The organism is Paracoccus beibuensis, from assembly GCF_026162625.1.
Classification (GTDB): domain Bacteria; phylum Pseudomonadota; class Alphaproteobacteria; order Rhodobacterales; family Rhodobacteraceae; genus Paracoccus; species Paracoccus beibuensis.
In genome coordinates, this window is record NZ_JAOTBD010000004.1 from 162,273 (window position 1) to 180,925 (window position 18,653).

The 18,653-nt window shown below is 68.4% G+C and carries 15 protein-coding genes; 10 read left to right on the forward strand and 5 right to left on the reverse strand.

Translation table 11 applies throughout. The features are described from left to right. The first annotated feature begins 31 nt into the window (after positions 1-31). The 7 genes from OC159_RS04730 (at position 32) to glmM (ending at position 7,787) form a co-directional block, all read left to right on the forward strand. A complete protein-coding gene (locus OC159_RS04730; RefSeq protein WP_265499999.1) occupies positions 32-538 on the forward strand; it encodes a peptidylprolyl isomerase in 507 nt (168 codons plus the stop codon). Then, on the forward strand, positions 531-1,148 hold the full coding sequence (locus OC159_RS04735; protein WP_265500000.1) for a peptidylprolyl isomerase: 618 nt from the start codon (positions 531-533) through the stop codon (positions 1,146-1,148). The genes OC159_RS04730 and OC159_RS04735 overlap by 8 nt, the downstream gene beginning before the upstream one ends. Positions 1,149-1,236: 88 nt before the next feature. Beyond that, positions 1,237-3,777 (forward strand): putative PEP-binding protein, encoded by a 2,541-nt coding sequence (locus tag OC159_RS04740; protein WP_407674051.1) that lies wholly within the window; start codon positions 1,237-1,239, stop codon positions 3,775-3,777. Positions 3,778-4,043: 266 nt separating this feature from the next. Further along, the gene (locus OC159_RS04745; protein WP_265500001.1) at positions 4,044-4,691 is read left to right on the forward strand and encodes a cell wall hydrolase; all 648 of its coding nucleotides are present in this window, start codon (positions 4,044-4,046) and stop codon (positions 4,689-4,691) included. A 47-nt stretch (positions 4,692-4,738) separates the two neighbouring features. Next, entirely contained in the window at positions 4,739-5,443 is a 705-nt protein-coding gene (locus tag OC159_RS04750; protein WP_265500002.1) for a dihydroneopterin aldolase, read from the forward strand. Positions 5,444-5,454: 11 nt separating this feature from the next. Further along, positions 5,455-6,447: a dihydropteroate synthase gene (gene folP / locus OC159_RS04755; protein WP_265500055.1), complete on the forward strand. Its 993-nt coding sequence runs from the start codon at positions 5,455-5,457 to the stop codon at positions 6,445-6,447. Then, entirely contained in the window at positions 6,444-7,787 is a 1,344-nt protein-coding gene (gene glmM, locus OC159_RS04760) for a phosphoglucosamine mutase (RefSeq protein WP_265500003.1), read from the forward strand. Before folP ends, glmM begins: the two co-directional genes overlap by 4 nt. Here glmM and OC159_RS04765 read toward each other — a convergent pair. Together OC159_RS04765 and dksA are read right to left on the reverse strand one after the other, a co-directional pair. Then, entirely contained in the window at positions 7,784-8,914 is a 1,131-nt protein-coding gene (locus OC159_RS04765) for an FAD-dependent oxidoreductase (protein ID WP_265500004.1), read from the reverse strand. The genes glmM and OC159_RS04765 overlap by 4 nt on opposite strands. Positions 8,915-8,938: 24 nt before the next feature. After that, on the reverse strand, positions 8,939-9,361 hold the full coding sequence (gene dksA, locus OC159_RS04770; protein WP_265500005.1) for an RNA polymerase-binding protein DksA: 423 nt from the start codon (positions 9,359-9,361) through the stop codon (positions 8,939-8,941). 171 nt (positions 9,362-9,532) lie between these two features. On the opposite strand from dksA, the gene OC159_RS04775 reads away from it, so the two are divergent. Then, positions 9,533-10,375: an AAA family ATPase gene (locus tag OC159_RS04775; protein ID WP_265500006.1), complete on the forward strand. Its 843-nt coding sequence runs from the start codon at positions 9,533-9,535 to the stop codon at positions 10,373-10,375. 56 nt (positions 10,376-10,431) lie between these two features. After that, on the forward strand, positions 10,432-11,718 hold the full coding sequence (locus OC159_RS04780) for an O-acetylhomoserine aminocarboxypropyltransferase/cysteine synthase family protein (protein ID WP_265500007.1): 1,287 nt from the start codon (positions 10,432-10,434) through the stop codon (positions 11,716-11,718). Between the two features lie 36 nt (positions 11,719-11,754). Here OC159_RS04780 and OC159_RS04785 read toward each other — a convergent pair whose 3' ends face one another. Beyond that, positions 11,755-12,645, reverse strand: a complete 891-nt coding sequence (locus tag OC159_RS04785; RefSeq protein WP_265500008.1) for an SIMPL domain-containing protein — start codon at positions 12,643-12,645, stop codon at positions 11,755-11,757. Positions 12,646-12,845: 200 nt separating this feature from the next. Here OC159_RS04785 and OC159_RS04790 point away from each other — a divergent pair, with 200 nt between their 5' ends. Next, on the forward strand, positions 12,846-15,761 hold the full coding sequence (locus OC159_RS04790) for a hypothetical protein (protein ID WP_265500009.1): 2,916 nt from the start codon (positions 12,846-12,848) through the stop codon (positions 15,759-15,761). Positions 15,762-15,764: 3 nt separating this feature from the next. Here the strand turns inward: OC159_RS04790 and OC159_RS04795 are convergent, their stop codons facing one another. Together OC159_RS04795 and OC159_RS04800 are read right to left on the reverse strand one after the other, a co-directional pair. Further along, complete coding sequence (locus OC159_RS04795; protein WP_265500010.1) at positions 15,765-16,787, reverse strand: TraB/GumN family protein; 1,023 nt, start codon at positions 16,785-16,787, stop codon at positions 15,765-15,767. A 567-nt stretch (positions 16,788-17,354) separates the two neighbouring features. Further along, entirely contained in the window at positions 17,355-18,653 is a 1,299-nt protein-coding gene (locus OC159_RS04800; protein ID WP_265500011.1) for a TRAP transporter large permease, read from the reverse strand.

Genomic DNA, 18,653 nt, shown 5'->3' on the forward strand with positions numbered 1-18,653 from the left:
TCAGAGGGCGAACCTGTCAAAGGAGGGCCGCATGGCCGATATCAAGGACCCAGAGAACACCATCATCATGGAGCTCAAGGATGGCCCCGTCGTCATCGAGCTGCTGAACGATGTTGCCCCCAAGCATGTGGAGCGCATGAAGGAACTGGCCCGCGCCGGCGCCTATGACAACGTCGCCTTCCACCGCGTGATCGAGGGCTTCATGGCCCAGACCGGCGACGTGGCCCATGCCAACATGGAAAATGGCTACAACCCGGGCCGCGCAGGAACCGGCGGTTCGGACAAGCCGGACCTGCCGGCCGAATTCTCGAAGCTGCCGCATGATCGCGGCACGCTTGGCGCCGCGCGGTCGCAGAACCCCGACAGCGCCAACAGCCAGTTCTTCATCAACTTCGGCGACAACCACTTCCTGAACGGCCAGTACACCGTTTATGGCCGCGTCGTCGAGGGGATGGAGCATGTCGACAAGATCGCCCGCGGCGAACCGCCCGCGCAGCCCGACCGTATGATCAGCGTGAAGGTGGCCGCCGATGCGTAAGTTCGTCCTGATCCCCGCCGTTCTTGCGCTTGGCACCACGGCCGCCTTCGCTCAGGGCACCAACCCCGAGGTCGAGGACACCGAAGGCCCGAACATGGTCATCGAGGTCGCGGACGCCGAGGGTAATTCCAAGGGCACGATGGTCCTGGACCTGCGCGAGGACCTGGCCCCGAACCACGTCGCCCGCCTGGTCGAACTGACCGAACAGGGCGCCTATGACGGCGTGGTGTTCCACCGCGTGATCGACGGCTTCATGGCGCAGACCGGCGACGTGGCCAACGGCAAGCAGGGCGAGGACACCTCGATGGCCGGCATGGGCGGATCCGACCTGCCCGATCTCGAGGCCGAGTTCAGCGACACGACCTTCGGGCGCGGCACCGTCGGCATGGCCCGCGCGGCCGACCCGAACAGCGCCAACAGCCAGTTCTTCATCGATCTGGCGCCGGCACAATTTCTTGACGGCCAGTACACCGTCGTCGGCCAACTGATCGAAGGCTGGGAAGTGCTGGACAGCATCAAGAAGGGCGACGCAGCCGCCAACGGCGCGGTCGAAGAGCCCGACTACATGCTGGACGTCAGCATCCAGGGTGCCGAAGAGGAAGGCGCCTGAGCCTTCCCCCGATGAACTGCTGAAAGGGGGCATTTGCCCCCTTTTTCGCCCTTGCAGCAATGGCGGTGCAAGGCCATGCTGCGGCCTCATGAACATGCATGACATCAGCGAGGCGACCGAGATCACGCCTTCCGGGCGTATCGACCGCGCCCACCACGGATGGCGTGCCAAATGCCTGCAGCGGCTGGTCCGGATGCAGCTTCCGGTCCCCCGCAGCTTCGCGATCTCTGCCGAAACGGTGCGCATCATCGCGCAAGGCCGCCGCGTCCAACCCGAGGCGCTGCGCGACGTCTTCGCGGGCAACGGGCTTGTCAGCGTGCGCCCTTCAGCGGTGATGCCCGAATGGGGCGGTCCGGGGACGGTGCTGAACGTCGGCATCAACGACGACGTCCATGTGCGGCTGGTATCCGCTCTTGGCAAGGCCAATGCCGATGCGGTCTATCTGTCCTTCGTGCAAAGTTATGCGATCCACATCGCGCGGCTGGACCCGGACATGTTCACGCAGGACGGCCCCGACGCGCTGGCCGAAGCTCTGCGCTGCTATCGCGACGAGATGGACGCCCCCTTCCCTCAGGACCCCGCCGAGCAGCTGTCGGAGGTCCTGCGCAGCATGGCGCGGGCCTGGGACGGCCCGACAGCGCGTCTTCTGCGCCAGGCCAAGGGCGCGCCGCCCGACGCTCCGCTGGGGTTGGTCGTGCAGGAAATGGCGCTGGCGCTTGGGCCGGGCCTCTGCGGGTCGGGGACGATCCAGTTCATCGACCCGGTGACCGGCGCACCCCGCGTCACCGGCCGCTTTCGTGGCCAGCACCACGGTGCAGCCGTGGGCAGCGGGGCCGAGACGCTCTACCTGACCAGCGACGAACGCGGCCCCTCGCTCGAGGATACGGCGCCCGAGATCTTCGCCGACCTCGTCCGCTTCGGCATCGCCGCCCGCGAACGCCTGCGCGAGGAGATGCAGATCGAGTTCGTGGTGACGGGCGGCCACATCTCGGTCATCGACGCGACGCGGGTCGCCCGCAGCAGCCGCGCCAGCGTCCGCATCGCCGTCAGCCTGGCGCGCGACGGCATCATTCCGCATGACGAGGCGCTGATGCGGGTCGAGCCCCGGGCGCTGGCCGACCTGCTGCACCACCAGGTCGACCCCCGGGCCCCGCGCAAGCTGATCGCGCGCGGCATCGACGCCAGCCCCGGCGCCGCCACCGGCCGCATCGTCTTTTCCGCAGCCGCTGCCCAGTCCGCGCAGTCGCGCGGAGAGGCCTGCATCCTCGTCCGTCGCGAAACGGTGCCCGAGGATATCCGCGGGATGCATGCCTCGGTCGCGGTTCTGACAGAGCGGGGCGGTACCACCAGCCACGCGGCCGTCATCGCCCGCGGCCTTGGCCTGCCCTGCATCGTTGGGGCCACGGGCCTGTCCATCGACGCGCGCGGCCGGACCCTGAGCGCAGGCACGCATGTCCTGCACGAGGGCGACGAGATCACCATCGACGGCAGCTCTGGCGAGGTGCTGGCGGGCGCGGCCGTTCTTCTGCCGCCGGCGCTGGACGACGCCTTCACGCAGCTGATGGACTGGTCGGCCGGGGCGGGCGGCCTTCACGTCCGCGCCAATGCCGACACCCCCGAGGATGCGCTGACTGCCCGGCGCTTCCAGGCGCAGGGCATCGGTCTCTGCCGGACCGAGCACATGTTCTTCGACGCCGAGCGTCTGCCCGCCATGCGCGAGATGATCTTCGCCGACAGCCCCGAGGATCGCCGCCTGTCGCTGGACCGCATCCTGCCGATGCAGCGGCAGGACTTCACCCGCCTGTTCGAGATCATGGCCGGCCTGCCTGTCACGATCCGGCTGTTCGATCCGCCGCTGCACGAGTTCCTGCCCCATGACCGCGACGGCCTGCGGGAACTTGCGGAGTCCCTCGACCTGCCGCTGTCCCACGTCACGCGGCGAGTCGAGGCGTTGAGCGAATTCAACCCGATGCTGGGCATGCGCGGCGTCCGCCTGGGGATCACGGTTCCCGAGATCTACGACATGCAGGCGCGCGCGATCTTCGAGGCGACGGTCGAGGCCAGCCGCAAGGGTGACCCCGTCGTCCCCGAGATCATGATCCCCCTGGTCAGCGCCATGCGAGAAGTCGAACTGGTCAAGACCCGCATCGACGCCGTCGCCGCCGCCGTCAGGAACGAGATGCGGGCCGAGTTCACCTATCGCCTGGGGGTGATGGTCGAAACGCCCCGCGCGGCGCTGCGCGCAGGCGACATCGCGGCGCATTCGGCCTTCCTGTCCTTCGGCACGAACGACTTGACGCAGATGACCTATGGCCTGTCGCGCGACGACGCGGGGCGCTTCATGGGTACGTATGTCGGCCAGGGCGTCTATGCCGAGGACCCGTTCCACGTCCTCGACCAGGACGGTGTCGGGGAACTGCTGCTGACCGGCGTCCGTCGGGCCCGGCAGCAGAAACCGGGGATCACCATCAGCGTCTGCGGCGAACACGGAGGCAACCCGGAGTCCATCGCGTTCTGTCATGACGCCGACATCGACTACGTGTCATGTTCGCCATTCCGTGTTCCCGTCGCCCGGCTTGCGGCGGCGCAGTCCGCGATCCGGGCGCGCAGGTCCTGTGATTCGGACTGAACCTGCAACCTGACGTTGCAAGGTTTTCTGCTCCGCAGCAACACGGCGGCGTGATCGGCTGGAACTCGCCTGATCGCGCCGACACGCATGGCGGTATTTCGCCCCGATCTGCCAGAAACCCGCCATTCCCGCCCTTCACGGCGAAGTGGGATAGATCGGGCAATCGGTAAAACCTTAAGCAGTTCTTCGAACCTGAAACGCGCCGATCTGCTCTCGGCGCTCTGACCTTAACGCCCTTTCAAGGGGTGAAGTTTATAGGACTGAACATGCCCATGCTGCCAGATCGGCTGGCGCACGCCTGTCTTTGTGCTGCCATCGCCACGCCTCTTTTTGTCTCGGGTGCTGCCGCGGGGGGGAACGGTTCCCTCTTCTCGTCCGGCGGCGGCCTGTTCGGCACGGCCGCCGCGGCGAATGCGCCGCGACCGACGCCGTTGCTGTTTACCGGCGCTGACCCCGTGGCAGTCGAAATGATCGACGATGCGCCGGTAGCAACGCTGCACCTCGCCAGCACCCGGACCACCCATTCCGAGGCCGATCTGCAATGCCTGGCAGAGGCCCTTTATCACGAGGCGCGGGGCGAAGGGCGCCAGGGCCAGCAGGCCGTGGCCGAGGTGATCCTGAACCGTGTCGACAGCCGCGCCTTTCCCGCCACCGTCTGCGGCGTGATCAACCAGCCCAGCCAGTTCAGCTATACCATCGGCGGGTCGAAGCCGATCCGCAACAAGTCCGCCTTCCTGCGGGCCCGGGACATCGCGGCCGAGGCGCTGGCGGGCGCACCGCGCCAGTTGACTGGCGGAGCCACCTATTTTCACACGCCGGCCGTTCGCCCCTCGTGGTCGCGCCGATTCCAGAAGACGGTGCAGATCGGCCGTCACATCTTCTACCGCGCCAACCAGCGCGTGGCGTCCAACTGACGCGACAGGGGCTTGCCCGCGCCGCCGTTTTGCGCTGAATGACGGTTATGGAACATCCAGATCGCATTTTTCTGCGCGACCACGTCATTTCGGCTGAAATCGGCGCGTTCCAGTCCGAACGCGGGCTGGACCAGCGGCTGCGCTTCAACGTCACGGTCGACCTGCGGGACGCCGTCACCGGCAGCGGTGACCACGTTGACAACATCCTGTCCTATGACGTGCTGACGCAGGCGGTCGCGACGGCCCTCGCCGATCGGCGCTATAACCTTGTCGAGACGCTGGCCGAAAAGATCGCTGCCGAGGTGCTGGCCCATCCGCGTGCCGCAACTGTCGCCGTCACCGTCGAAAAGCTGGATCGCGGCCCGGGCGCACTCGGCGTCTCGATCGTCCGCGATGCCGGACGCGTGCCGGTCACGGCAGCCGTTCCCGACGTGACCGTGCAACTTTTTCAGCCGGGTGCTGCCGCGCCCGAAGGAGCTGTGGTGCTGGTTCCCCCGCCATCAGATCATCACCTGCCCCGGGCGCGCAATGCCCGCCGCATCACCCTTCTGGCGCTCGACCAGTCGGCCTGGGCAGTTGCGGGCGGTCTGGGCATCGAGGTTGCCGAGACGCGAACGGAACTCGACGCCGCCATCCGGCAGCGCCAGCCCGTGGTCTGGGCGCCGGCGCGCCTTGCGGCCGATGATCCCGCCGCAGGTGAAACGCCCGCCGACCTGGCCGCCTGGCTGTCCCGGCGGCTTGGCGCAGGGTGACGGGCGCGACCATGTCCGGGGACCGCGTCTATTACCGCCCCATCCCGCAGGCCCATGGCGGTCGCTGGCGCCTTGCCGGCGGCTGGACGGGCTTTTCCAGCTTCGAACGTCTGCAGCGCGGCCAGGCACCCGTCGTGATCGAAACGGCACCCGATGACATCATGAAGGCGCTGACGGCGCCTCGCCCACCACTCATGGGCCTGTCGCTGGACCGCCCGCGCCTGATGGGCATCGTCAACGCCACGCCGGACAGCTTTTCGGACGGCGGCCATTACGATCCCCTGCAGCAGGCGCGGACGCTGGTCGACAACGGCGCCGACATCCTCGACATAGGCGGCGAATCGACCCGCCCCGGAGCGGCGGAGTTGCCCGTGCCCGAGGAGACGGCCCGTGTCCTGCCGGTCGTGACGGGGATGTCGGCGATGATCCCGGTCTCGATCGATACGCGGAAGGCGGAGGTCGCAAGGGCCGCGCTGGCTGGGGGTGCGGCGTTGGTGAACGACGTGTCGGGGTTCGACTTCGACCCCAATCTGCCCGCGGTCGTGGCGCAGGCCGGGGTTCCCGTCTGCCTGATGCACGCCCAGGGCCTGCCCGAGACGATGCAGCACCATCCGCGATACGACGATGTTCTTCTGGATGTCTACGACGCGCTGGCGGACCGCGTGGCGCGTGCTGTCGCGGCGGGGGTCCGGGCGGACAGGATCGTGATCGATCCGGGGATCGGCTTTGGCAAGACGCAGGCGCATAATCTGGCGATTCTGCGGCGGATCTCGCTGTTTCACGGCCTGGGCTGCCCGGTGCTTCTGGGCATCTCGCGCAAGCGCTTCATCGGCACCATCGGCGGCGCCGAGACGCCAGCCGATCGGGTACCGGGAACGCTGGCGCTGACGGTTGCGGCGGTTGCGCAAGGAATCCAGATCCACCGGGTCCACGACGTCGCCGAACATGCACAAGGGCTGCGCCTGATCGCAGCCCTCAATGAAAATGAAAAGGCAGTGACATGAGCAGGAAACTCTTCGGAACGGACGGCGTGCGCGGGCGGGCAAACGCCTTTCCCATGACCGCCGAGATGGCGTTGCGGCTTGGTGCGGCGGCTGGACGATACTTCCGCCGCGACGGGCGCAATCGTCACCGGGTGGTGATCGGCAAGGATACGCGGCTGTCCGGCTATATGCTGGAAAACGCGCTGACGGCGGGGCTGACCAGCACCGGCATGAACGTCCTGCTGCTGGGACCCGTGCCGACGCCCGCGGTCGGGTTCCTCACGCGGTCCATGCGCGCCGACCTGGGGATCATGATCTCGGCCAGTCACAACCCGGCCGACGACAACGGGATCAAGTTCTTCGGTCCCGACGGCTTCAAGCTGTCCGACGAGGCCGAGGCCGAGATCGAGGCGATCGTCTCGGGTCATATCGAACCGGCGCAACCGGTCAATATCGGCCGCGCCAAGCGCATCGACGACGGACGCGGCCGCTATGTCGAATATGCCAAGACCACCCTGCCCTCGAAGCTGCGGCTGGACGGGCTGAAGGTGGTCATCGACTGCGCCCACGGTGCCGCCTATCGCGCCGCGCCCGATGTCTTGTGGGAGCTGGGAGCCGATGTCATCCCGCTTGGCATCAAGCCCGACGGGTCCAACATCAACGATGGCGTCGGCAGCACCCATCCGCAGGCCTGTGCTGCGGCGGTGTGCGAACACGGCGCGCATCTTGGGATCAGCCTGGACGGGGACGCCGACCGCGTGGTGATCGTCGATGAGAAGGGGCGCGTCGCGGACGGCGACCAGATCATGGCGCTGCTGGCGGGCCGTTGGGCGGACCAGGGCCGGCTGGCCGGCAGGGCGCTGGTCGCGACGGTGATGTCGAACCTGGGGCTTGAACACTATCTCGACGGTCGCGGCCTGAGGCTGGAGCGCACGAAGGTCGGCGACCGCTACGTGGTCGAGCGCATGCGCGAGGGTGGTTTCAACCTGGGCGGCGAACAATCCGGCCACATCGTGATGACGGACTATGCGACGACCGGCGACGGCTTGGTTGCCGCAATGCAGGTTTTGGGCGCGATGGCCGAAACAGGGCAAACCGCCAGCGAGCTTGTCAGCCAGTTCGATCCCGTCCCGCAGATGCTGAAGAATGTCCGCTATGCGCCGGGGGCCGATCCGCTGTCGACCGACGGTGTACGACGGGTCATCGCCGATGCCGAGGCGCGGCTGGCGGGCCACGGTCGCGTGCTGATCCGCAAGTCCGGCACCGAACCGCTGATCCGCGTGATGGCCGAAGCCGAGGATGAAACCGTGCTGAGCCAGGTCGTCGACGACATCGTCACCGCCGTCGAGCACGCCGTCTAACCCGCCAGGTCCGCCACCGGATCGTAGTCGTAGAGCCAGTCGAAGCGTCCGGGCATCAGCCCGGGCGCCGCGCGATCCGCCAGCCGCAGGGCAGCATGACCCAGAAGGCGCTTCGCCCCGCCGAGGTGATAGTTCCGCGCATTGGCGTTCGCGGCAGCCACGATGCGACGCGTGCGCGGCTGTCGCAGCGACTGATAACGCGAAAGCGCGACGCCCTGGTCGGCATCGTCGTCCAGACAGGCGGCCAGAACCCAGGCATCCTCGATCGCCATTCCCGCGCCCTGGGCCAGAAACGGCAGCGTCGGATGCGCGGCATCGCCCAGCAGGACCAGCCGCCCGTCATGCCACCGCGTCGCAACCTCGTGCCGGAAAAGCCCCCAGAGGTGGACCTGCCCGATGGCGGCAAGCCAACCGGGGACAGGGCCGCCGAAGCCTGCGAAGGCCGCCCGCAGCTGGTCGGGATCGCCGGGGTGGGACCATCCTTCGTCCTGCCAGTCGCGCCGCTCCTCGACGGCGACGATGTTGCGCAGCCCGCCCGCCAGCGGATAGCTGACGATGTGACGCCCCGGCCCCATGAAGACATGCGCTTCCGGGGCGGAGTCCGGCTTGGCGGGGATCACCGCCCTCCAGGCGGTCTGGCCGGTGAAGAACGGCACCTCGCGCCCGGCCAGCAAGGGGCGGAGGCGGCTTTTGACCCCATCCGCGGCCACGACCAGCGGCACATCGGGAACGCTGTCGAGATCCTGGCCGAAGCGCAGGTCCACGCCGGCGGCCGCCGCGGCCTCTGCCAACAGCGACACCAAGGACGCCCGGTGGATCAGCACGAAGCGGACCTGCGACCGGTGCGCCAGAAGATCCATCCGCAGCACGCGGCGCCCCTGCTGGTCGTTCAGCTGAACCGCCGCCGTCCGCAGCGTGACCGCATCCAGCGAGGCCCCCAATCCGAGCGCATCAAGCACCCGAACCGAATTGGCCGACAGTTGGAGGCCCGCGCCGACTTCGGTCAGTGCCGGCGCCCGTTCCAGAACGGTCACGCGCGCCCCGCGCCGTGCCAGGGCAAGCGCCGCCGTCAGGCCGCCGATGCCGGCCCCCACGATCGTCGCCGTGCGGTCGGAAAGCGAACCCATCGGCACCTCCGGCGGAAAGACCTTTCAGTCGTCGCGGTGAACGCGTTCCTTGCGCTCGTGACGCTCCTGCGCCTCCAGCGTCATGGTGGCAATGGGGCGGGCGTCAAGGCGGCGCAGGCTGATCGGCTCTCCGGTCATCTCGCAATAGCCGTAATCGCCCGTCTCGATGCGGCGCAGCGCGGCGTCGATCTTGCTGACCAGCTTGCGCTGGCGGTCCCGGGTGCGAAGTTCCAGCGCGCGGTCGGTTTCCTCGCTGGCGCGGTCGGCCAGGTCGGGCACCGCGCGGGCACTGTCCTGAAGACCTTCCAGCGTCTCGGCCGACTGGTCCAGCAGCTCCTGTTTCCAGGCTTCGAGTTTCCGCCGGAAGTATTCCAGCTGGCGGTCGTTCATGAAGGGCTCGTCCTCGGCGGGACGATAGTCCTGGGGCAGGAAGGTCTGGGCTTTCATACGTCCTCCGGCGGCGCCGGGCGGAGCAAAGATTCCGGCACCTTGCGCGCCCCCATAAAGTATGACGTCCTGCTTGTCACTAGGGTTGAAGCTGCTGTCATGCGTATTGTGCAATCCGACACCGCAAAAGGGCTGCTTGCGCCAAGGGTTTCTCGCAAAAGGAGTGTTTTCATGCAGTTTTCCGGCACCGACCGCTATGTCGCGCCACCCGACCTGGCGATGGCCGTCAACGCGGCCGTCACGCTGGAGCGCCCGCTTCTGGTCAAGGGAGAGCCGGGGACCGGCAAGACAGAGCTGGCGCGGCAGGTCGCGGCCAGCCTGGCGATGCCGATCATCGAATGGCACGTGAAATCCACTACCAAGGCGCAGCAGGGCCTCTATGAATACGACGCCGTCAGCCGGTTGCGCGACAGCCAGTTGGGCGACGAACGGGTCCACGACGTCGCGCACTATATCCGCAAGGGCAAGCTGTGGCAGGCGTTCGAGGCGCCAACGCGTACCGTCCTGCTGATCGACGAGGTCGACAAGGCCGATATCGAATTCCCGAACGACCTTCTGCAGGAACTCGACCGGATGGAGTTCCACATCTACGAGACCGGAGAGACCGTCCGCGCCAAACATCGCCCTGTCGTCATAATCACCTCGAACAACGAGAAAGAGCTGCCGGACGCCTTCCTGCGCCGCTGCTTTTTCCACTACATCCGCTTCCCCGACGCCGACACGCTGAAGGCCATCGTCGAGGTGCATTTCCCCGGCCTCAGACCCGCCCTTCTGGACGCGGCGCTCTCGCAATTCGTGGAACTGCGCGATGTGCCGGGCCTGAAGAAGAAACCGTCGACCAGCGAGTTCCTTGACTGGCTCAAGCTGATCCTGGCCGAGGACCTGGCGCCCGCGGACCTGAAGCGCGACCCGTCGACCATGCTGCCCCGCCTGCACGGCGCGCTGCTGAAGAACGAACAGGACGTCGCGCTGTTCGAAAAGCTGGCCTTCATGGCACGGCGGCAGACGCGCTGATCGTTGGCGCACGGGCGCGGCCCCGCTAAGCTGGCCGCACCATCAGGAGGGATGACATGACCCAGAACCACGGCTTCGACACGCTTGCCATCCATGCGGGTGCCGCCGCCGATCCGGCCACCGGCGCGCGGCAGGTGCCGATCTATCAAACCACGGCCTATGCCTTTCGCGACGCCGAACACGCCGCGCGGCTTTTCAACCTGCAAAAGGTGGGTTTCATCTATTCGCGCCTGACGAACCCGACGGTCGCGGCGCTGCAATCGCGCATCGCCGCGCTCGAGGGCGGCGCAGGGGCGGTCTGCTGTTCGTCCGGCCACGCCGCCCAGATCATGGCGCTGTTCCCGCTGATGGAGCCGGGGCGCAACATCGTGGCCTCGACCCGCCTTTACGGCGGGACGGTCACGCAGTTCAGCCACACGATCCGCCGCTTTGGCTGGAAGGCGCGCTTCGTCGACATCGACGACCCCGACGCGCTGCGGACGGCCATTGACGGCGACACGCGGGCGATCTTCTGCGAGTCGATCGGCAACCCCGGCGGCCATGTCGCGGACATCCCCGCAATCGCCGCGGTGGCGGATGCGGCGGGCATCCCGCTGATCGTCGACAACACGCTGGCGACGCCCTACCTCTGCCGCCCGATCGAGATGGGCGCCACGCTGGTTGTCCACAGTCTGACGAAGTACATGACCGGGAACGGTACCGTGACGGGCGGGGTCGTCGTGGACAGCGGCAAGTTCGACTGGTCGGCCAGCGACAAGTTCCCCAGCCTTTCGGCGCCCGAGCCCGCCTATCACGGCATGACGTTCCACGAGACCTTCGGATCGCTCGCCTTCACCTTCCACGGCATCGCCATCGGGCTGCGCGACCTCGGCATGACGATGAACCCGCAAGGTGCGCATTACACGCTGATGGGGATCGAGACCCTGGGCCTGCGGATGGAGCGCCACGTCGCGAACGCCCAGAAGGTCGCGGAATGGCTGCAGGCCGATCCGCGGGTTGAAACGGTGACCTATGCCGGGCTGGACAGCTCGCCCTGCAGTGCGACGGCGCGGCGGCTTTACCCGAAGGGCGCGGGGGCGCTGTTCACCTTCGCGATCAAGGGCGGATATGCGGCGGCGGTCAGGCTGGTCGATGCGCTGCAACTGTTTAGCCATGTCGCCAACCTGGGCGACGCGCGGTCGCTGGTGATCCATTCGGCCTCGACCACGCACCGGCAACTGACCGAAGACCAGCAGCGCGCCGCAGGCGCCGCGCCCGAGGTCGTGCGCCTGTCGGTGGGGATCGAGGATCCCGACGACCTGATCGCGGATCTGGACCAGGCGCTGGCCAAGGCGACCGCCTGAGGGTGCGGACCGGGATGCTGCCCCCGGTCCGCCCGATCAGTTCGCGGGCGCTTCGGGCAGTGGTTCCTCGATGCCGGGAACGATCGGCTCGTCCGGCGCGGGGGCGGCGTCACCCGGCATGGGCGGCACGACTTCGGGCGCGTCCTTGCCGTGACCGTGGCGCTTGCCGTGGTGCATCGGCGCGCAGGCTCCGTCGCCGGTCAGGCCGTATTCGATCTCGACCTGCGCCGACATCTCGACCTCTCCGGGCTGCACCGGCACCGACTCGGCCATCGCGGCATCCATGCGCATCATCGGGCGCGGACCGCCGCCGCCGGTCGCGACATCGCGCAGGGCGATGATCGGGCCAAGCGTCGTGCCGGAGGCCTCGGCCAGAACCTCGGCCTTGCGGCGCGCATCGGCGACCGCGTCGCGGCGCGCCTGGTCCAGCGCCTCGGCGCCGTCCTCGCGGCTGAAGGTGATGCCGTTGATCTCGTTCGCGCCGGCCGCGACGATTGCGTCCAGAACCTCTCCGGTGCGGGCCAGGTCGGTCACGCGCACGCTGACGATGTTGCTGGCCTGATAGCCGGTGACCTCGGGCGCCTGGTTCTCGGGATAGTTCATCATCGGGTTCAGGGTCAGCCCCGAAGTCTGGATCTGCGTCTCGTCGATGCCGGCGCCGCGCAGCGCCTCGATGACGGCCGCCTGCTGGTCCGAATTCAGGCGCATCGCCTCGGCCGCACTGTCGGCCTGCGTCGTTACGCCCAACTGCACAGTCGCCATGTCCGGCGCGACGCGGGATTGTCCTTCGCCGCTGACCGTCAGGCGCGAGGGTCCGGCCATGCCGCAGGACTGGGCGGCCGCCGCAAGAGGGGCTGCGGCAAGCACCGCGACGGCCCCGGACAAGGCCAGCCGGCGAACACGGGAGGATGTGAAGATCGGTCGCATCAAGGGTCCTTTCTGATCGCGCAATCGCTGAAGACTTGATGCCCCGCCGATCACCGGCTGCCTAGCCCCCGGCGCCGCGAATCCGATCACAGATGTGGCAGTTCTTCTTTCAACGATCCACAATTTGCGGTAGAGATCGGATTGAGGACAACGACATCGCGCGCAATGATCGCACGGTGCAGATCGAGCAACGAACACACATGAATCAGCACGCCGCGCATCCGGAATTCGCCATGAGCTTCACGCAGGAGGCGGTACAACTCGAATACCGGGACGGTCCCGGCTGGCAGGTGCTGGGACAGGCGCCCTTCTCGGGGCGCGACATCGCCGGCGCGCTGCACGCGCTGCGCCTGCAGGCAGGCCCCGGCGTCGGAGAGCCGGATACTGTGCTGGTGATCCCCGACGACCAGATCCTCTATACCGTGCTGACGGTGCCCTTCGGCTCTGACACCGCAGCGACGATCGCCAAGGCACTCGAGGCCTCGACGCCATATCATTCCGGCGACCTGGCCTTCGACTGGTGCCCGGCCGCAAACGGCGACATCGAAACGCTGCGCGTCGCCGCCGTCGCGCGCCGCACCTTGGATGAGGCCGAGGAGTTCGCCCGCGCCCAGGGCTTCCGGCCGTCGGGATTCCAGGCGCGGCCGGGCGATGACCGGTTTGACGGGCAGCCGGATTTCGGGCCGTCGCGGTTGGCGCAGGACCAGGTGGGCCGCCGCCCCTTCAGCGAACCCGACCTGACGCAGGCCCGCGTGACTGCTCCCCGGATCGAGGTCGAGCAATCGAGTGAGGCCGTGGGACCGGTCCTGCCGGTGGTGTCCCGCATCATCCCGCACGTCGTGATGGAAGATCGCGAAGCGGCCCCTCCTGCCGCCGTGGCGCAGGCCCCAACTGTCGAAGGGGGATCAGCCGTGATCCGCCACGGGCAAGGGCCGCTGACGGCCAAGCGGCTGTCGCCCAGGGCCGAGGCCGTTCACTCGCGCGCCGCGGCCGCCCGCGCGCAGCGGAGCAGCGTATCCACGACCGAGATCGCCACCTCAGGCGGCCTCGTTTCCCGCCTGCGCGGCATGGACCCTGCCCGTCTGCCGATCATGGTCGCGGCGCTGGCCCTGGTGCTTGTCGCCGCGCTCATCTATTTCGGCCGACCGGTGCCCGAACCCGCCACCGCCCCCGACGTCGCAGAGACAGTGGCACCTGCGCCGCAGGTCGCCACTGCTCCGGCCACCGAGCCTGAACCCGCACCGACCGAGGCTCCGTCGGGTCAGGATGCTCTGAGCCGCGCCCTCGCCGAAGCGATGGCAGACCCTGAAGACGCCGCTGTGCCCCAAGCGCCTGCGGCGGTCGACGCCGCAGCGGCTGAACCTGTCGCACCCGAGGTGGCGCCAGCGCCTGCGATGCCCCTCGCACCCACGGCCGAGGCGTCAGCTGAAGCCGACCTGCCGCAGCCGTTCGCAGACGCCCCGGACGCAGGTGACCTCGGCGAAACGGGTGCGTCGATCGCCGGTCCCGCCGCCGAGATCGTTGCCGAAGCTGCGCCGACAGCTTCGACTGCGTCGGCGCCCGATGCTGTCGCGCCTCAGCCAGCGCCCGTTGCGGATGCGACCCAGGCCGCGCCGGCGACCGGAACGGCACCACCGGCAACCACGGCCATCCCTGCGACCGCGGCAAGCGCGCCACAGGCACCGACGGCCGCCCGCCCAGCAGGTCGGCTTGCGACGTCGCAGCGCCCGCCGCGGGCGACGCCGGCCTCGGCCAGTGCTCCGGCGCTTCCGGACAGCCGGCCGCGCGTGCCGTCGAACCCGCTGCCCTACGATGCGGCCACGCAGACGCAGCCCGCGCGACCGTCGGGGTCACGGCCTCCGGCACGGCCGACGCCTGCTGCGGCCGAGGCTCCGGCGCCTGCGGCCGCTGCGCCGTCCCCCGCGCCAGCGCCGGCACCCACGGCCGCGCGTCCGCCCAGCCCCACCCAGCGCCAGGCCGCTCCGGCGGCGGCCGAACCCGCCGCGCCCATTGCCGCCGGGTCCCCGCGCCCACCGTCGCGCCCCGCGAACCTGTCGCAGCTTGAGGAAGGCAGCACGGCTGAAGATGATCAGCCCCGTCGCCTGACCGAGGCCGAGAAGGACCAGGTCCGCCAGCAGCTGCGCGACCTGCGGACGGCGCAAGCCGATGCCGCGCCGCTGTCCAAGGCCGAGCGTGGCCTGGTCTTCCAACTGGCCGATGCCCGGCCAAGCCGGAAGCCCGTCTCGCTGCGCGCGCCTTCGCAACAGGCGGTCGAGAACGCAGTGTCGGAAGCCGTCGCGTCCTCACGGCCCGCCAGCCGCGCCAGCACCGCCGCAGTGGAACCTGCCCCTTCGGCATCTGCTGGCATCGGGCGGTCAGCCCGCCCACGCAGCAAACCCGGAGGCGGAGCGTCCGCCGACGCCGTCGAGGCGGCGATCGCCTCGGCCATCGAGCAAAGTCCCGCATCGCCGGGCGCCGTGGCGCTGACGGCTCTGACGTCATCCGCGCTTCCGCCCCGCCGCGCTGCCGGGGCGGCCGTCAACGCGATGGTGGCGACAGCCGCGCCGGTCGCGGCAGCCGTGCCGTCCTCGGCCGACCTGCGTGCGGCAGCCGAGGCTCAGGCGATGGAGGCCAGCCGCGCCGAACAGCTGCGCCAGGATGCCGAACTGCAGGCGCAGGCCGAGGCGCGCGCGCGGTCGCAGGCCGCCGCCGACGCGCGGGCCGAGGCGCAGGCCCGCGCCGCCGCCGAGGCCCGCGCCCGTGCGCAGGCCGAGGCCGAGGCGCGGGCCGCCGCCGCCCGCAACCAGAACTATCGCCCCCCAGAGGTTGACAACGAACCCGACGTCGTCGCCGCCGTTCCTCAAAATGCAGTCGGCAATGCCGGGGCCAGCGCGACGGTGTCGGACGGCATCCGGCTGAACAGCACACAGATCATCGGTACCATCGGCGCGGGACAGGCCAGCCGCGCGCTGGTGCGCCTGTCGAACGGTCGCGTGCTGACGCTGCGGCTTGGCGACCGCATCAACGGCGGCACGATCACGGCCATCGGTGACAGCCGCATCACCTATCGCAAGGGCAACCAGGCCCACGCCCTGGGCGTACTGAACGGCCAGTAAGGGTCAGTCCAGCCGCTCGATGCGGAAGCCTTCCCGCTGCAGCAGCGACAGGACGCCGCGATCGCCCGGAAGGTGAAGCGCGCCAAAGGCCGCGACGATTCCGCGGTCCTCGGCGGCGGCCGCGGCGGCGCCGTCCAGCAGCGGCCCGATCCACGCCTGGTTCCGGTCGTTCATCAGCCGCGCTTGCGCCAGGTCCATCTGCCGGTCGACCTCTTCCCGCGAAAGGCCGGAATTGGCATAGGCGTCGAAGCGGCCAAATTCCCAGATCTTCCAGACGTCGCCCTCGAAGTAGGCGTCCGTCAGCGTCACGGCATAGTCGTCGGCATAGCCCGCGGCGGGCAGCGAGGCGCGGATCATGTCCAGTTCCTCTTGCGGCGTCAGGTCGGCGAACAGGGTGAAGACGGTGTCCCAAGGCTCCAGCGCGCGGACCGGGACTGCGGCTTCTTCGGCAACCTTGACCAGCCGGTGATCCAGCCCTCCTGCCTTGCCGCCCTGCTCGGCCATGGTCCGGATCATGCAGGGAGAGATCCCGAGCATCATCGCCACGTACCAAGGGCGCATCCGGGCCGTGATGACCGCCGGCGTGCCACGATCTGCCATCGCATCCGCCAGCGCCTGCCATTCCGCGCCCGACAGCCGTTCCGGCAGTGTCGCGCCGCTCTGGTCCACCATCAGCGACGGGTCCTCGGCCAAGGCCTTGGTCAGCCGCGCCTCCTCCTCGGGCCCGGCTTCGACATAGAGCGCGTTCCCATCGGCGATGACGGGGCGCAGGCGGTCGATCATCGGCTGGTGGCGCGCGTCGCCGAAATGATAGGTGCCGATCAGGGTAATGCGCTGGTCGTCTCGTCGGGCCTCGAAGATCAGGCCCTCGTGGAAGGGCACGTCGACGATGGCTGCCTCGATCGCGTCCATTTGCGCGGCAGGCAAATGGTCGAAGAGGTTCTTGCCCACACACTCGGCGGCGGCCCCCTGTCCCAGCGTCAACACAACGATCGTCGCGGTGGCGGCAAGGTTCAGTTTCAACAACGGCTTTCTCCTTCAGCTTTGTGGCGGAACAGTGCCAGGTCTTGTCGGTGTGGCAAAATAGCCTTTGCGCCATCGGCGTCACCCCAATCGACCACTTTGGCGTTCGCAGTTCACCGCGGTCAGGAAACTTGATCCTGGTGATGCCCACAAGCCGATACAGCGGTCGTTCACCACTCCCTGACGTCGTTCGAGCCGCAAGTGCCTGCTGCCGGCAGGCGGCGTTGCAGGATCAGGCGCGGCAAGTCAGATCTTCGCCATCTGAGCGTACCTCCCCCGTCCCGTCGTTTCCGACAAGACCTGAGCAGCGCCCTGAGGAACTGCAGGGCGACACAAGCTGCGGACATGGGTGGAGGCGGTGCCATGTCCATCTTTGATCGGCGACCGGTGGTGATATTGCCGATGTTCTTCGGGTGCCCCGTCGCTGATCAGGCGTACATCGATCGCCGTGATGGCGCCCCTAAGCCGGACCATCCGCTGCGGCGGGCCAAGATCTGTAGGACGCGCCCCTGAAGGACCCCCAGCGGTTACAGGTCCGCGCCACCCGATCCTGCCCGGCAGCGCCCGGTTTCACAAACCGAACTGACGCGGCAGCCACATCGTGAGCCCCGGCACGTATGTCACCAGCAGCAGGACGCCCAGAAGCAGAAGATAGAATGGACCAAGCGCACGCACGGCCACCTCTACCCGGACGCGCGCAACGCCGGCACCAACGAAAAGGCCAGTCCCGACCGGGGGAGTGATCGTGCCGATGGCCAGGTTGAAGATCATGATGACGCCGAAATGCACGGGGTCGTAACCGACCTTCTGCGCGATGGGCAGCAGAATCGGCGTGAAGATCAGGATCGCCGGTCCCATGTCCATGAAGCAGCCGACGACCAGCAGCACCACGTTGATGATCAGCATCACCAGGATCGGATCCTCAGAGATCGTCAGGATCAGCGAGGTCACCGCAGCCGGGATGCCGGTGAACGCCATCGCGAAGCTGAGCGCGGCCGAGGCTGCCAGCAGCAGCATGATGGTGCCGGTCATCTGCACCGTCTCCATCAGGAAGCTCGGCAGAGCGCGCAGGGGCACGGTGCGGTGGACCGCGAAGGCCAGAAGCATGGTGTAGATGACGGCAATACCCGAGGCCTCGACCGCGGTGACGATGCCCAGCATGATGCCGCCGATGATGAAGACGATCAGCATCAGGCTGGGGATGGCGCGGCCGATCACGCGCAGCGCCTCGGCCGCGCGGATGCCGGCGGCGACAGGCCAGCCGCGGCGGTGGGCGATGATGCCGGTCAGGATCATCATGCCAAGGCCCCAGAGCAGCCCGGCCATTGCCCCCGCCATGAACAGCGCCGCGATGGACGCGCCGCCCGCCACCAACGAGTAGATGATGAACGCCGTCGATGGCGGGATCAGCATGCCGGTGGGGGCGCTGGCGATGTTGACGGCGGCGGCAAAGCCGGGGTCATAGCCTTCCCGCTTCTGCATCGGGACCATGACGCCGCCGATCGAGGTCGAGGCGGCGATGGCCGAGCCCGAGATCGCCCCGAACAGCATGTTGCCCGCGATGTTGGTCTGCGCCAGCGGCCCCGGAATGCGCCCCGCGATCAGCTTGGCGAAGTCGACCAGCCGCACGGCGATCCCGCCCGAATTCATGATGACGCCCGACAGGATGAAGAACGGCACCGCCAGCAGCGAGAAACTGTCGAGGCTGGCCAGCATCTTCTGTGCCGAGGTGAACAGCGCCATGTCCAGCGGCACCACCAGCAGCACGGCGGCGATGGCCGCGGCGGTGATCGACAGCGCCAGCGGAATGCCGATCATCGTCAGCACCCCGAAGACACCGATCAGGATCAGGCTTGCGGGTCCGGCCAT

Excerpts from the sequence above, each read along its gene's own strand:
- OC159_RS04790 (WP_265500009.1), top strand. The coding sequence starts at position 12,846 with ATGAATCAGCACGCCGCGCATCCGGAATTCGCCATGAGCTTCACGCAG.
- glmM (WP_265500003.1), top strand. The coding sequence starts at position 6,444 with ATGAGCAGGAAACTCTTCGGAACGGACGGCGTGCGCGGGCGGGCAAAC.
- OC159_RS04730 (WP_265499999.1), top strand. The coding sequence starts at position 32 with ATGGCCGATATCAAGGACCCAGAGAACACCATCATCATGGAGCTCAAG.
- folP (WP_265500055.1), top strand. The coding sequence starts at position 5,455 with ATGTCCGGGGACCGCGTCTATTACCGCCCCATCCCGCAGGCCCATGGC.
- OC159_RS04775 (WP_265500006.1), top strand. The coding sequence starts at position 9,533 with ATGCAGTTTTCCGGCACCGACCGCTATGTCGCGCCACCCGACCTGGCG.
- OC159_RS04745 (WP_265500001.1), top strand. The coding sequence starts at position 4,044 with ATGCCCATGCTGCCAGATCGGCTGGCGCACGCCTGTCTTTGTGCTGCC.
- OC159_RS04750 (WP_265500002.1), top strand. The coding sequence starts at position 4,739 with ATGGAACATCCAGATCGCATTTTTCTGCGCGACCACGTCATTTCGGCT.
- OC159_RS04735 (WP_265500000.1), top strand. The coding sequence starts at position 531 with ATGCGTAAGTTCGTCCTGATCCCCGCCGTTCTTGCGCTTGGCACCACG.
- OC159_RS04785 (WP_265500008.1), bottom strand. The coding sequence starts at position 12,645 with ATGCGACCGATCTTCACATCCTCCCGTGTTCGCCGGCTGGCCTTGTCC.
- OC159_RS04800 (WP_265500011.1), bottom strand. The coding sequence starts at position 18,653 with ATGGCCGGACCCGCAAGCCTGATCCTGATCGGTGTCTTCGGGGTGCTG.
- OC159_RS04765 (WP_265500004.1), bottom strand. The coding sequence starts at position 8,914 with ATGGGTTCGCTTTCCGACCGCACGGCGACGATCGTGGGGGCCGGCATC.
- OC159_RS04740 (WP_407674051.1), top strand. The coding sequence starts at position 1,237 with ATGAACATGCATGACATCAGCGAGGCGACCGAGATCACGCCTTCCGGG.
- OC159_RS04780 (WP_265500007.1), top strand. The coding sequence starts at position 10,432 with ATGACCCAGAACCACGGCTTCGACACGCTTGCCATCCATGCGGGTGCC.
- dksA (WP_265500005.1), bottom strand. The coding sequence starts at position 9,361 with ATGAAAGCCCAGACCTTCCTGCCCCAGGACTATCGTCCCGCCGAGGAC.